Genomic DNA, 13992 nt, shown 5'->3' with positions numbered 1-13992 from the left:
GCCCGCCGGTGGCGGCTACCAGGGCGCTCCCGTGGGTGGCGGGCACCAGGCCCCGCCCGTCCAGGGCGGCTACCAGAACGCGCCTGTGGCCGGTGGGCACCAGAATCCGCCTGTGGTCGGTGGCGGGCACCAGAACCCGCCCGTCTCCGGTGGCTACCAGGCTCCGCCCGCCGTTGGCGGCTACGAGGCCCCGCCCGTCTCCGGCGGCTACCAGGCCCCGCCCGCCGTTGGCGGCTACGAGGCCCCGCCCGTCGCCGGTGGCTACCAGAACCCGCCTGCCGGTGGCGGTCACCAGCCCCCGCCCGCCGCAGGCGGCTACGCTCAGCCGCCCGTCGGTGCCGGCTACCCCGACCAGCCCGCCGACGACGGCTACGACTACCCGCACGACTCGCACGACCCCCACGACCCGCCGAACCACCGGGGCCGGCACGCTCGTCGCTGAGCCGGCGGGCCGCAGGCCTGGGTGGCACGCTCGCCGTTGAACCAGCCGGCCGCAGGCCTGCATGGCACGCTCGCCGCTGAAGCGGCCGGCCCCCTTCCCCCCGCCCGTCAGGGCGCACGGCAGTCCCACGGCTCTCCGCCGCAGGGGCTGCCGTTTCGCATGGGTGGCCGTTTCGCTGGGGGCCGTTTTCTCTTGGGCGGCCCCCGTTGCGCACCCCTACGGGGCATCAGGCATGGTGGCACTGAGCAGGACGGTGCGTGAGGGCCTGACGAGGAGCGTGTGGTGGCGGATCGGCAGCGGGGTGGCGGCGGACCGGACCCGGTGGACGACCCGGCCGAGGACCGCAAGCCGCGGTCCGACGAGGCGCACAGCGCCTTCACCCCGCCGCTGGGCGTGCCGCTGCCGCCCCCGCCGGAGGAAGAGCACCCGACGTCGGAGTTCGCGCTGCCGCAGGGCGTCGCTCCGGAGCCCGAGGGTGAGCCCGAGGGGTCGGCCTTCACCCGGCCGGGGGGCGCCCCGGCCCCGGCGCCCGTACCGGCCGCGTACCCCGCCTTCACCCCGCCGCACGGCATACCCAAGGTCAGCCTCGTCAAGGAGGCGCCCTGGCAGGACCGGATGCGGACCATGCTGCGCATGCCGCTCGCCGAGCGGCCCGTGCCCGACCGTCCCGTCCGTCAGGAGGAGGAGACGGGGCCGGCCGTCCCGCGCGTGCTCGACCTGACGCTGCGCATCGGCGAGCTGCTGCTCGCCGGCGGCGAGGGGGCCGAGGACGTGGAGACCGCGATGCTGGGCGTGGCGCACGCCTACGGGCTCGGGCGCTGCGAGCCGACCGTGACGTTCACCCTGCTGACCGTCAGCTATCAGGCGTCGCTCGTCGACGATCCGGTCACCGCGCACCGTACGGTACGGCGCCGGGGCACGGACTACACCCGCCTGAACGCCGTCTACCGGCTCGTCCACGACGTCGCCTCGCAGGGGCTGACCCTTGAGGAGGCGTACGGCCGGCTGGCCGAGATCCGCCGCAACCGGCACCCGTACCCCGGCTGGGCGCTGACGCTGGCCTCCGGGGTGCTCGCGGGCGCGGCGAGCATGCTGGTCGGTGGCGGGACGGTGGTCTTCGTGGCGGCCGCGGTCGGTGCGATGCTCGGCGACCGGCTGGCGTGGCTGGCGGCCGGGCGCGGGCTGCCGGAGTTCTACCAGTTCGTGGCGGCCGCGCTGCCGCCGGCGGCGATGGGCGTGGCGCTGAGCCGCACGTACCCCGACATCCAGGCGTCCGCCGTGATCACCGGTGGGCTGTTCGCGCTGATCCCCGGGCGGGCGCTGGTGGCGGGCGTGCAGGACGGGCTGACCGGCTTCTACATCACGGCGGCCGCGCGGTTGCTGGAGGTCGGCTACCTCATCGTGGGCATCGTCTGCGGCGTGCTGGTGGTCCTCTACGGGGGTGTGCACGTCGGCGGCGGGACGCTGAACCCGGAGGCGGCGTTGCAGCACCGGGAGCGGCCGGTCATCCAGATCATCGCGGCCATGCTGCTGGCGTTCGCGTTCGCCCTGCTGCTGCAACAGGAACGACACACCGTATGGGTGACCACGCTGAACGGCGGGGTCGCCTGGGTGATCTACGGGGCGCTGGCCGACACGGTGGGGGCCGACCCGGTGCCCGCCACGGCGGTGGCGGCCGGGCTCGTGGGCCTCTTCGGGCAGCTGCTGGCGCGCTACCGGCACGTCTCTGCGCTGCCGTACATCACGGCGGCCATCGGGCCGCTGCTGCCGGGTAGCGCGGTCTACTTCGCGCTGCTCAACTTCGCGAAGAACGAGCTGAACACCGGCATCTCCAGCCTCACCAAGGCGGCGGCCCTGGCGCTGGCGATCGCCATCGGGGTGAACCTGGGCTCGGAGATGGCCCGGCTCTTCCTCAAGGTACCCGGCGCGGGGGCCGGGCGGCGGGCGGCCAAGCGGACGCGCGGTTTCTAGCCCCGCGCGTCCACTCGGCGCGTCAGCGCGTCAGGCTCAGTGGTGCGAGCCGCCGGCGGCCTCGAGGCGCTTGTAGGAGGCCTCGATCTCGGCCTCGGCCTCGGCGCGGCCGACCCAGTCGGCACCCTCGACGGACTTGCCCGGCTCCAGGTCCTTGTAGACCTCGAAGAAGTGCTGGATCTCGAGGCGGTCGAACTCCGACACGTGGTGGATGTCGCGGAGGTGCTCGACGCGCGGGTCGTTCGCCGGGACGCAGAGCAGCTTGTCGTCGCCGCCGGCCTCGTCCGTCATGCGGAACATGCCGATGGCGCGGCACTTGATGAGGCAGCCGGGGAAGGTCGGCTCGTCCAGAATGACCAGCGCGTCCAGCGGGTCGCCGTCCTCGCCGAGGGTGTTCTCGACGAAGCCGTAGTCGGCCGGGTAGGAGGTCGAGGTGAAGAGTCGGCGGTCCAGACGGATGCGACCGGTCTCGTGGTCCACCTCGTACTTGTTCCGCGAACCCTTCGGGATCTCGATGGTGACGTCGAACTCCACGGGTGGCTCCTTCATGATCAACACATACGTCTGGTGATTAAGTGTCCCCCACGCAGGTGTGTGGTGGCGAAAGGGGCTGGTCCGTCGTGCCTGAAGCCGGACGCTGGCAGGTCGGCCGCTGGCGGGACATGCCCGTGGCGCGGCGTCGGACCGTACGGTTCACCGCCGCGTCCGCCGTGGCCGGCGTGGTCGCCGCGAGCGTCGCGGTGGCGGCCGCCGGGCCCTGGGACGGAGGTCAGCGTAAGGCCGAACGGGCCAGGGCCGCCGCCGGGCTCCACTCCGGGGGTGACGGTGCCGGGCGCGCGGGCGCGGTCACGGCACCGCCGGTGCTGGGCGCGCTGCGGGCCGCCGCCGCGGCCCGGGGCGGCGAGGGCCGCGACGGCCTCGCCGGTGAGCTGGAGCCGCTGTTGCGGGACCCGGCGCTGGGGTCGGAGCCGTCGGCGTCCGTCATCGACGCCGCCACCGGCGAGCAGTTGTACGGGGCCGGGGAGGACACCGCGTACACGCCGGCTTCGACGATCAAGATCGTCACGGCGGCGGCCGCGCTCGCCGCGCTCGGGCCCGAGCACCGCGTCGAGACCACGGTGATGGCGGGGCCGGACGGGATCGTGCTGGTCGGCGGGGGAGACCCCACGCTCACGGCACGGCCGGCGAAGGCCGGGGGCGGCGGGCCGCGCCCCGCCTCGCTCGCCGACCTGGCCGACGCGACGGTCCACGCGCTCAAGGCGCGCGGTACGAGCCGGACGAAGCTCTTCTACGACGTGTCGCGCTACGCCGGACCGGTGACGCACCCCATCGGCCTCAACAACGACAACATCGCCCCCGTCAGTCCGCTCATGGTCGACGAGGGCAGGCTCGACGACTCCGACCGCGGCCCCGCCGACCGCAGCGCCGAACCGGCCGCGGACGCCGCCCGGACCTTCGCCGACCTGCTGCGCGACCGGGGCGTGGAGACCGACGGCGAACCGGTCGAGGGCCGGGCGCCCGGCGGCGCGGCACGGCTCGCCGCCGTCGCGTCGCCGCCGCTCGCCGACCTCGTCGAGCGGGCGCTCACCAACAGCGACAACGACATCGCCGAGGCGCTGGCGCGCCAGACCGCGCTCGCCTCCGGCCAACCGGCGAGCTTCGAGGGCGCGGCCCGTGCCGTCACCGACCGGCTGGCCGGGCTGGGGCTGCCGATGGCGGGCGTACGCATCGCCGACGGCAGCGGGCTGGACCGCGCCGACCAGGTGTCGGCCCGCTTCCTCGCCCGGCTGCTGGCCCGCAGCGCGGACGCGTCCGCGCCGCGGCTGCGGCCCGTGCTGACCGGGTTGCCGGTGGCGGGCTTCAGCGGGACGCTGCGGGACCGCTACCCGCGGGAGAGCGCGGGGCGGGCGACCGTGCGGGCCAAGACGGGCACGCTGACCGGGGTGAACACGCTGGCCGGGACGGCGGTGACGCGGGGTGGGCGGCTGGTGGTCTTCGCGTTCATGGCGTCGGGAACGACGGACGCCGATGCGGCGCAGCGGGCGCTGGACCGGCTGGCGGCGGCGGTGACGACGCTTCAGTGAGGGCGGTGGTGCGGCCCGGTGGTCCGGTTGTGCCCACCCTCCCCCAGCTACCGCTGGGAGGTGCCCCCAGCCCTGCGGAACGATTGCCCACAACCGGGAGCGGCGCGTGCCCACAACCGGGCTGCGGCCGTGCCCGCGACCGGGCGCCATTTCAGCCCGTCCGGCGTTTGAGGACCGGGGTTCGGGGCGGAGCCCCGGTGCGGGGCCGACTGCGGCCGGAAGCCCTCTACGGGAGCTGTGCGCAGCACGTACGGTGAAGGCATGACGAGCGTCGGTGGCACGGAGATGGTCGACTGGAAGCTCGCGGTCGCGACAGCGACCCGGCTCGTACGGCCGGGGCCCGAGGTGAGCCGGGACGAGGCGCGGCAGGTGGTGGCGGAGCTGCGCCGGCACGCCAGGGCGTCGGAGGGGCATGTGCGGGGGTTCACCCGCATGGGGGCGGACCCGGGGGAGGCGAACGGCACGCCGGTGCTGATCGTCGACCGGGCCGGGTGGGTCGAGGCCAATGTCGCCGGGTTCCGGGCGGTGCTGGGGCCGCTGCTGGCGAAGATGCAGGACCGCCGGTCGGGGCTGCCGGGCGGCTCGGTGCTGGGGACGGTCGGCGGCAAGGTGACCGGCGTGGAGCTGGGGATGCTGTTGTCGTTCCTGGCGTCCCGGGTGCTGGGCCAGTACGAGACGTTCGCCCCGGTCTCGCGGGGGCGGCTGCTGCTGGTGGCGCCGAACATCGTGCACGTCGAGCGGGAGCTGGACGTGGATCCGCACGACTTCCGTCTGTGGGTGTGCCTGCACGAGGAGACGCACCGTACGCAGTTCACGGCGGTGCCCTGGCTGCGGGACCACCTGGAGGGGGAGATCCAGACCTTCCTGAGCGAGACGGAGGTGGACCCGGCGACCCTGCTGGAGCGGGTGCGGGAGGCCGCGCAGTCGCTGGCCGGGGGGCGTCCGCCGGAGGAGGGGCGCAGCATCGTGGAGCTGGTGCAGACGCCGGCGCAGCGGGAGGTGCTGGCCCGGCTGACGGCGGTGATGTCGCTGTTGGAGGGGCACGCGGATTATGTGATGGACGGGGTGGGCCCGCACGTGGTGCCGTCCGTGGCCGAGATCCGGGAGAAGTTCCAGAAGCGCCGGGCCAGCGGCGCCGGCCGGTTGGACGCGGCGCTGCGCAGGCTGCTGGGTCTGGACGCGAAGCTGCGGCAGTACCGTGATGGCGAGCGGTTCGTCCGGGCCGTGGTCGACGAGGTCGGCATGGAGGGCTTCAACCGGGTGTGGACGTCGCCGAACACCCTGCCCACCAAGGCCGAGATCGCCAAACCGGCGGACTGGGTCGCACGGGTGCACGGCCGGACCGAGGGGTGACCCGGGTTCGCGCCACGCCGGATGAACGCTCCCGCTATCACCCGTCCGAGGGACCGTGTGCCAAGGGTGGGCGTGCGATGCTCGGGTAAAGGCTCGTCTCTGTCACCATCGACGCACACAGCGTGACGGAAGCGGGCTGATACTCGGAGTCGGCAGGCCCCGGGACCGTCTCCGGCACCCCCCTTCGAATGGAACGATTGGACACACGGACATGGGTCCACACCCCGCGGTCGCGGCGATACGCCTGGCGGTCCGCCGCGTTCTCCACGACGTTCTCACCCTCGCTCCGCCCGCATCCGTCCCCAGCGCGGCCGGCGACCGCCCGCCGCTCGTCCTCGTCGCCTGCTCCGGCGGCGCCGACTCCATGGCCCTCGCCTCCGCCCTCGCCTTCGAGGGCCCCCGCCTCGGGGTCAGGGCCGGTGGTGTGACGGTGGACCACGGCCTGCAGCCGGGTTCCGACCTGCGCGCCGCCGAGGTCGTCAACCGCCTCACCGCCTTCGGTCTCGATCCCGTGGAGGCCGTGCGCGTCGACGTCGGCCGCGAGGGCGGTCCCGAGGCCGCCGCCCGGGACGCCCGCTACGCCGCCCTGGACGCCGTCGCCGACCGGCACGGCGCCGCCGCGATCCTCCTCGGCCACACCCGTGACGACCAGGCGGAGACGGTGCTGCTCGGGCTCGCCCGCGGCTCCGGGATCCGCTCGCTGTCCGGCATGGCCACCGCCTCCGGCGCCGGCGGCCGCTACCGCCGCCCCTTCCTCGGCCTGGACCGCCAGACCGCGCGCAAGGCCTGCATGGTCCAGTCCCTGCCCGTCTGGGACGACCCGCACAACGCCGACCCCGCCTACACCCGCTCCCGGGTCCGCCACGAAGCCCTGCCCGTCCTGGAGAAGGCGCTGGGCAAGGGCGTGGTCGAGGCCCTCGCCCGGACCGCGCAGCTCTCCCGCGACGACGCCGACGCCCTCGACTCCTGGGCCGCCGCCGTGGAGCCCTCCGTCCGTGACGACGCGGGCGACCTGGAGGTCGCCAAGCTCTACGCCCTGCCGCCCGCCGTCCGCCGCCGGGTGCTGCGCCGCGCGGCCATCGAGGCGGGCTCCCCGGCCGGTTCCCTCTTCGCCCGGCATCTGGAGGAGGTCGACCGCCTGATCACCGGCTGGCGCGGTCAGGGGGCGATCAACCTGCCCGGGCGCGTCGCGGTCCGCAGGCAGGGTGGCAGACTGGTCCTCCGGCAATCGTGAACGAGCGAGAGTGGCGCGGGTGGACGACAAGGACATGGGCACCGACCTGAAGTCGGTGCTCATCACCAAGGAAGAGATCGACGCGAAGCTGGCCGAGCTGGCGGCGAAGATCGACGCGGAGTACGCGGGCAAGGACCTTCTCATTATCGGCGTCCTCAAGGGCGCCGTGATGGTGATGGCGGACCTGGCGCGTGCGCTGTCCAACCCCGTCACCATGGACTGGATGGCCGTGTCGTCGTACGGCGCGGGCACCCAGTCCTCGGGTGTGGTCCGGATTCTCAAGGACCTGGACACCGACATCAAGGGCAAGCACGTCCTGATCGTCGAGGACATCATCGACTCGGGCCTGACGCTGTCCTGGCTGCTGTCGAACCTGGGCTCGCGCGAGCCGGCGTCGCTCAATGTCGTGACGCTGCTGCGCAAGCCGGAGGCGGCCAAGGTCGCGATCGACGTGAAGTGGGTCGGCTTCGACATTCCGAACGAGTTCGTCGTCGGTTATGGTCTCGACTTCGCGGAGAAGTACCGCAATCTGCCCTTCGTGGGCACGCTCGCGCCGCACGTCTACGGCGGCTGAGTTCATCCCCGGCCCCGGGAGACGGGGCCGTCCGGCGGGCGGGAACCGATATCGGCTTCCCGCCGTTGGAGCAGGGGAGGGCGGGTGTGTTGACCGTCCTTGGCGGCGTCGGGTGACAATGCTGGGGTACCGTCCGAAGGTCAGTCTTTTCAATCTTTATCAAGGTCGAGTACGACACCGCACGCACAGGCACCCCGTCCGGGGGTGACCGTGCCTCACTGTGGCAGGAGGGACGGGGCGCGAGCGCCCCGTATGGATGGACGTGAAGCGCTACTTCCGTGGGCCGGTCATGTGGATCGTGCTGGCCGTCCTCGCCGTGGTCGTGTTGATGCAGGTCGTCGGCTCGTCCGGCGGCTACAAGTCGGTGGACACCAGCCAGGTCGTACACGCGATCGACAAGAACCAGGTGAAGTCGGCCGAGCTGACCACCGGCGACGAGAACAAGATCAAGGTCGAGCTCAAGAGCGGCGTCAAGATCAAGGGCTCGAGCAAGGTCCAGGCGAACTACATCGGCGACCAGGGCGTCGAGATCTCCAAGGATCTCCAGGCCAAGGCCGATGACGACGACACGAGCACGCTGCCCGACGGGTACAACGTCTCGACGTCGAAGCAGAACCCGTTCCTCGGTGTCCTGCTCTCGCTGCTGCCCTTCGTTCTGATCGTCGTCGTGTTCCTGTTCCTGATGAACCAGATGCAGGGCGGCGGCTCCCGAGTGATGAACTTCGGGAAGTCGAAGGCCAAGCTGATCACCAAGGACACGCCGAAGACGACGTTCGCCGATGTGGCGGGCTCGGACGAGGCCGTCGAGGAGCTCCACGAGATCAAGGAGTTCCTCCAGGAGCCGGCGAAGTTCCAGGCCGTCGGCGCCAAGATCCCCAAGGGTGTGCTGCTGTACGGCCCGCCCGGTACGGGCAAGACGCTGCTCGCGCGCGCCGTCGCAGGCGAGGCGGGCGTGCCGTTCTACTCGATCTCCGGCTCCGACTTCGTCGAGATGTTCGTGGGTGTCGGTGCCTCCCGGGTCCGTGACCTCTTCGAGCAGGCCAAGGCCAACGCGCCGGCCATCGTCTTCGTCGACGAGATCGACGCCGTCGGCCGCCACCGCGGCGCCGGCCTGGGCGGCGGTCACGACGAGCGCGAGCAGACGCTGAACCAGCTGCTCGTCGAGATGGACGGCTTCGACGTCAAGGGCGGCGTCATCCTGATCGCCGCCACCAACCGCCCGGACATCCTCGACCCGGCGCTGCTGCGCCCGGGCCGTTTCGACCGGCAGATCGCCGTCGACCGTCCGGACATGCAGGGCCGTCTGGAGATCCTCAAGGTCCACCAGAAGGGCAAGCCGGTCGCGCCCGACGTCGACCTGGCCGCCGTCGCCCGCCGCACCCCCGGCTTCACGGGTGCCGATCTGTCGAACGTCCTGAACGAGGCCGCCCTGCTGACGGCCCGCAGCGACCGCAAGCTGATCGACAACCACATGCTGGACGAGGCGATCGACCGTGTCGTGGCCGGACCGCAGAAGCGGACCCGGATCATGAGCGACAAGGAGAAGAAGATCACCGCGTACCACGAGGGCGGACACGCCCTGGTCGCGGCGGCCTCCCCGAACTCTGACCCGGTCCACAAGATCACGATCCTGTCCCGGGGCCGCGCGCTCGGCTACACCATGGTCCTCCCCGACGAGGACAAGTACTCCACCACGCGCAACGAGATGCTCGACCAGCTGGCCTACATGCTGGGCGGCCGCGCGGCCGAGGAGCTGGTCTTCCACGACCCGACCACGGGCGCCGCGAACGACATCGAGAAGGCCACCGCCACGGCCCGCGCGATGGTGACGCAGTACGGCATGACCGAGCGCCTGGGCGCGATCAAGTTCGGCTCCGACAATTCCGAGCCGTTCCTGGGCCGCGAGATGGCGCACCAGCGCGACTACTCCGAAGAGGTCGCCGCGCTGGTCGACGAAGAGGTCAAGAAGCTCATCGAGACCGCGCACAACGAGGCGTGGGAGATCCTCGTCGAGAACCGCGACATCCTCGACAACCTCGTTCTGGCCCTCCTGGAGAAGGAGACGCTGAACAAGGAGGAGATCGCCGAGATCTTCAAGCACGTCGTGAAGCGCCCGGCCCGCCCCGCGTGGACCGGCTCCTCGCGCCGTACGCCCTCCAGCCGCCCGCCGGTGCTCTCCCCCAAGGAGCTCGCGCCGACCAACAACACGGCGGCCGGCAACGGCTCCGCCGCCTCGGCCGACTCCCTCGACCTGTCGAAGGACGTGCCGGGCACTCCGGAGGCCTGACACCCCTCCCACCAGCGGATACCGGCCCCGCACAGGGCCCGGAATGGATGCCGCGCCCCCCAGGTTCTAGCCTTGGGGGCGCGGCATCGCGCATTTCCGACCCGCCGGCCGGACGGACGCGCCGCCGACGCACGAGTGAACCGAGAGAACGAGGCAAGCCCATGACCGACCCGGTGACGCTGGACGCCGAGGGCTCCATCGGCGTGTTCGACGAGAAGCGGGCCGAGAACGCCGTCCGCGAGCTGCTGCTGGCCGTCGGCGAGGACCCGGACCGGGAAGGCCTGCGGGAGACCCCGGCGCGGGTGGCGCGGGCGTACAAGGAGATATTCGCCGGCCTGTGGCAGGAGCCCCAGGACGTGCTGACCACGACCTTCGACCTGGGCCACGACGAGATGGTGCTGGTCCGCGACATCGAGGTGTACAGCACCTGCGAGCACCACCTGGTCCCGTTCCACGGCGTGGCCCACGTCGGCTACATCCCCTCCACCACCGGGAAGATCACCGGCCTGTCGAAGCTGGCCCGGCTGGTGGACGTCTACGCCCGCCGTCCGCAGGTGCAGGAGCGGCTGACGACCCAGATCGCGGACTCCCTGATGGAGATCCTGGAGCCGCGCGGCGTGGTCGTGGTCATCGAGTGCGAGCACATGTGCATGTCCATGCGCGGTATCCGCAAGCCGGGCGCCAAGACGCTGACCTCCGCCGTGCGCGGTCAGCTGCGCGACCCCGCCACGCGGGCCGAGGCCATGAGCCTCATCATGGCGCGCTGAGAGAGGGCTCGGTGAGCGTGCCGGCCCGGGCACGGGAAAGGGCCCGCACGACGGCGGGCCCCGGGGGTGCGGTGGCGGCTAGGCGCTCAGCCGGCTGCTCATCCACTTCAGGGTGGGGTTCAGCTCGCGGCGCCAGGTGTTGAAGTTGTGCCCGCCGCTCTCCAGGATGATCGAGGAGACCCGGGTGGGGGACTTCGCGGCCATGTCGATGAACTTCAGGGTGTCCTTGTAGTTGTGCTCGCCCTTCTTGCTGGAGGTCACCAGCAGCGAGACGGGCGGCAGCTCCTTGTTCTTCAGCCGCCACAGCAGGTCGTTGTCCCGCTCCAGCGCCTTGCTGCCGCCGAAGAGGGAACCGGTGGTGGCGTCCTGCGGGGCCTTGTAGTAGCCGGACAGGGAGGCGGCGGCGGAGTACGCGTCGGGGTGGCGCATGGCGAACTTCAGGGCGCAGTAGCCGCCGGTGGAGTCGCCGATGATGCCCCAGTTCTTCGCCTGGGTACCGACGCGGTAGTGCTCGGAGACGGCCTTGCGCAGGTCCTTCGTGAAGAAGGTCTCGGTCTGGGGGCCGTTGGGTATGTCGATGCACTCGGTGTCGCGCGGCGGCGCGACGGTGGGCCGCATCATCACGAGGATGGTGGGCTGCATCTTCTTGTCCTTGGCCAGCTTGTGGGCGCGGACCGGGTAGTCCAGGCCCTTGACCAGGGCCTCGGCGGTGCCCGGGTAGCCGGTCAGGGCGACGGAGGCCGGAAAGTTCTTGTTCGCGTACTGCGGCTGGAAGTACTCCGGCGGCAGGTAGACGTAGGCCGGGCTGGTGATCTTCGACTCGGGGCCGACGATGTTGATCTTCTCGATCTTGCCGCCGACCCGGGGGACGTCACCGCGCGGGACCTTGACGGCCTGGGCGCTGACCACCTGGACGCGCTTGGCGCCGGCGCTGTGGTCGACGACCACGCCCTCGTTCTTGACCTGGCCGAAGAGGTCGGCCCAGGAGCCGTAGAAGCCGAAGGACTGGTTCGCCCACAGGCCGATCGCGGCGAACAGCGACAGCTGTGTGGCCAGCATCATGCCCACGCGGGCCAGGACGGACCCGACGCCCTTCTTGCCCAGCCGGGGCCAGAGCCAGATGGTCAACGCGAAGAGGACTATCGCAGCCACGATGGCCAGTAGCAGTACTGGCATGCTGGTGAGACCCATGAGGTGCTTTCTGCCGAGGCGACCCGGCGCCGAGTCGCGGAATGGTTACTTCTTTCCGGGCTCGGCCCCCCACGGAACCTCAACCCCGAAACCGTCGTCCTACAGGGCGCACATTGTCCGGGCGCTGCCGCCGAACGGCGCAGGTCCACTCGACATGGACGACGGGAAGAGATGTCTGTCAGGGTAGATGCCAAAAAGTCCGATGGGGTTCCTTCGGGGCCCAAGTGGCTGTCGGGGCTTGCGCGTATCGCCAAGGGACCCAAGCCGGAGAACGTTCCGGCCGTCGTGGGCACGGTCGCTGCCCTCATCGGACTCGCCGACATCGCCGCCGGCGTCATCCCCCGGTTCCGCTGGAGCAAGGTCCACTCCCTCGCCGAGGTGCTGCCCGGCACCGTGACCCAGCTGGCCGCGGCGGGCTCCATCATCGTCGGCATCCTGCTGCTCATGATCGCTCATGGCCTCAAGCGGGCCAAGAAGCGGACCTGGCTCATCGCCGTGGTGCTGCTGCCCATCGGTGCCGCGGCCCAGCTGATCTACCGCCACTCCTTCCCCGGAGCGGTGCTCTCGCTGCTGCTCTTCATCTACCTGGTGGCGCACAGCAAGTCCTTCTACGCGCTGCCGGACCCGCGCAGCCGCTGGAAGGCGCTGGCCAACTTCGTCCTGATGGGTGCCTTCAGCTTCGGCCTCGGCTGGGTGATCGTCGGCTCGCACCCCAAGCAGATGGTCGGCGACCCGCCGGTCCTGGAGCAGATCGAGCACGTCATCTGGGGCCTCTTCGGCTTCGAGGGCTCCATCCGCTACACCGGTGGCGTCGACTACACCGTCGGCTACTCCCTGGGCGCCCTCGGTCTGCTGACCGTGGCCACCACCGCCTACCTGGCCTTCCTCCCCGCCTACCCGGCGCCCGTGCTCACCGAGCAGGACGAGGACAAGCTGCGCGAGCTGCTGGCCAAGCACGGTGAGCGCGACTCGCTGGGCCACTTCGCGCTGCGCCGCGACAAGAGCGTCGTCTTCTCCCCCTCCGGCAAGGCCGCCGTCTCGTACCGCGTGGTCTCCGGCGTGATGCTCGCCAGCGGTGACCCGATCGGCGACGTCGAGGCCTGGCCGGGCGCCATCGAGAAGTTCATGGAGCTGGCCAAGCGCCACTCCTGGACCCCCGCCGTCGCCGGCTGCAGCGAGACCGGTGGCGAGGTGTGGACCCGCGAGACCGGTCTGGACGCCCTGGAGATGGGCGACGAGGCCATCGTCGACGTGGCCGACTTCAGCCTGACCGGCCGCTCCATGCGCAACGTCCGCCAGATGGTCAAGCGCATCGAGCGCAACGGCTACAGCACCAAGGTGCGCCGCGTCGGGGACCTGAACGCCGAGGAGCTGGAGGCCGTCCAGAAGGCCGCCAACGCCTGGCGCGACACCGAGGACGAGCGCGGCTTCTCCATGGCCCTGGGCCGCATCGGTGACCCCAAGGACCTGGACGCGATCATCGCGACCGCCCACAAGGACCCGGAGGAGGGCGAGGACCTCCCCTTCGGCGACCTCCGCGCCATGCAGCACTACGTGCCGTGGGGCAAGGACGGCAGCTCGCTGGAGCTCATGCGCCGCGACCGCAGCGCCGACCCGGGCATGAACGAGCTGCTGATCGTCGCCTTCCTGCAGGCCGCCCCCGAGCTGAAGATCAAGCGCCTGTCGCTGAACTTCGCGTTCTTCCGCTCCGCCCTGGAGCGCGGCGGCAAGCTGGGCGCCGGCCCGGTCGTGCGCATCCAGCGCGCGGTGCTGATCTTCCTCTCGCGCTGGTTCCAGATCGAGTCGCTGTACAAGTTCAACGAGAAGTTCCGCCCCCGCTGGGAGCCGCGCTTCATCGTCTTCCCGACCAGCCGCGACCTGCCCCGCATCGGCTTCGCGATGATGCAGGCCGAGGGCTTCCTGGAGCTGCCCCGCCTGCTGCGCCGCCGCCCGCAGGAGCAGCAGCCCGAGATGGCCGAGGAGACCAACCTCTCCGAGCAGGAGGTCACGCGCGCCGCGTGATCCCGGCGCGCGCCCGCTGACCGCGTGGCGCGCACGGCGACGACAGGCCCTCCCGGACCCTTCCGGG

General features: G+C 71.5%; 11 protein-coding genes. 9 read left to right on the top strand and 2 right to left on the bottom strand.

What is annotated here, in order from left to right; all coding sequences use genetic code 11:
* Together AC07BS_RS13870 and AC07BS_RS13865 are read left to right on the top strand one after the other, a co-directional pair.
* On the top strand, window positions 1-442 hold a 442-nt coding region (locus AC07BS_RS13870; protein ID WP_478932182.1), incomplete at its 5' end, for a proline-rich domain-containing protein.
* 279 nt (window positions 443-721) lie between these two features.
* Entirely contained in the window at window positions 722-2413 is a 1692-nt protein-coding gene (locus AC07BS_RS13865; protein WP_478932180.1) for a threonine/serine exporter family protein, read from the top strand.
* A 36-nt stretch (window positions 2414-2449) separates the two neighbouring features.
* Here AC07BS_RS13865 and AC07BS_RS13860 read toward each other — a convergent pair whose 3' ends face one another.
* Window positions 2450-2947, bottom strand: a complete 498-nt coding sequence (locus tag AC07BS_RS13860; protein WP_045933001.1) for an inorganic diphosphatase — start codon at window positions 2945-2947, stop codon at window positions 2450-2452.
* Between the two features lie 86 nt (window positions 2948-3033).
* Between AC07BS_RS13860 and dacB the strand changes: the two genes are divergently transcribed.
* From dacB to folE, 6 genes are all read left to right on the top strand, one after another.
* Entirely contained in the window at window positions 3034-4497 is a 1464-nt protein-coding gene (gene dacB / locus AC07BS_RS13855) for a D-alanyl-D-alanine carboxypeptidase/D-alanyl-D-alanine endopeptidase (RefSeq protein ID WP_478932178.1), read from the top strand.
* A gap of 261 nt (window positions 4498-4758) precedes the next feature.
* A complete protein-coding gene (locus AC07BS_RS13850; RefSeq protein WP_478645787.1) occupies window positions 4759-5850 on the top strand; it encodes a zinc-dependent metalloprotease in 1092 nt (363 codons plus the stop codon).
* Window positions 5851-6061: 211 nt separating this feature from the next.
* Complete coding sequence (gene tilS, locus AC07BS_RS13845) at window positions 6062-7084, top strand: tRNA lysidine(34) synthetase TilS (RefSeq protein WP_478645789.1); 1023 nt, start codon at window positions 6062-6064, stop codon at window positions 7082-7084.
* A 34-nt stretch (window positions 7085-7118) separates the two neighbouring features.
* Complete coding sequence (hpt, locus tag AC07BS_RS13840) at window positions 7119-7658, top strand: hypoxanthine phosphoribosyltransferase (RefSeq protein ID WP_478645962.1); 540 nt, start codon at window positions 7119-7121, stop codon at window positions 7656-7658.
* 256 nt (window positions 7659-7914) lie between these two features.
* Entirely contained in the window at window positions 7915-9945 is a 2031-nt protein-coding gene (gene ftsH, locus AC07BS_RS13835; RefSeq protein ID WP_478645964.1) for an ATP-dependent zinc metalloprotease FtsH, read from the top strand.
* 161 nt (window positions 9946-10106) lie between these two features.
* Window positions 10107-10712 (top strand): GTP cyclohydrolase I FolE, encoded by a 606-nt coding sequence (gene folE, locus AC07BS_RS13830; protein WP_478645790.1) that lies wholly within the window; start codon window positions 10107-10109, stop codon window positions 10710-10712.
* Window positions 10713-10790: 78 nt separating this feature from the next.
* Here the strand turns inward: folE and AC07BS_RS13825 are convergent, their stop codons facing one another.
* On the bottom strand, window positions 10791-11903 hold the full coding sequence (locus AC07BS_RS13825) for an alpha/beta hydrolase (RefSeq protein ID WP_478645793.1): 1113 nt from the start codon (window positions 11901-11903) through the stop codon (window positions 10791-10793).
* Window positions 11904-12074: 171 nt separating this feature from the next.
* Between AC07BS_RS13825 and AC07BS_RS13820 the strand changes: the two genes are divergently transcribed.
* Window positions 12075-13925, top strand: coding sequence for a phosphatidylglycerol lysyltransferase domain-containing protein (locus AC07BS_RS13820; RefSeq protein WP_478645795.1), 1851 nt, complete (start codon window positions 12075-12077; stop codon window positions 13923-13925).
* Window positions 13926-13992 lie beyond the last annotated feature (67 nt).

Source organism: Streptomyces sp. NPDC044063 (assembly GCF_056434285.1).
Note: the sequence above shows the minus strand (reverse complement) of the source record. Positions and strands in the feature narration are given on the sequence as shown.

Bases quoted from the DNA above. Each gene is read 5' to 3' on its own strand.
- AC07BS_RS13850 (WP_478645787.1), top strand. From the start codon at position 4,759: ATGACGAGCGTCGGTGGCACGGAGATGGTCGACTGGAAGCTCGCGGTC.
- tilS (WP_478645789.1), top strand. From the start codon at position 6,062: ATGGGTCCACACCCCGCGGTCGCGGCGATACGCCTGGCGGTCCGCCGC.
- hpt (WP_478645962.1), top strand. From the start codon at position 7,119: ATGGGCACCGACCTGAAGTCGGTGCTCATCACCAAGGAAGAGATCGAC.
- ftsH (WP_478645964.1), top strand. From the start codon at position 7,915: ATGGACGTGAAGCGCTACTTCCGTGGGCCGGTCATGTGGATCGTGCTG.
- folE (WP_478645790.1), top strand. From the start codon at position 10,107: ATGACCGACCCGGTGACGCTGGACGCCGAGGGCTCCATCGGCGTGTTC.
- AC07BS_RS13825 (WP_478645793.1), bottom strand. From the start codon at position 11,903: ATGGGTCTCACCAGCATGCCAGTACTGCTACTGGCCATCGTGGCTGCG.
- AC07BS_RS13820 (WP_478645795.1), top strand. From the start codon at position 12,075: ATGTCTGTCAGGGTAGATGCCAAAAAGTCCGATGGGGTTCCTTCGGGG.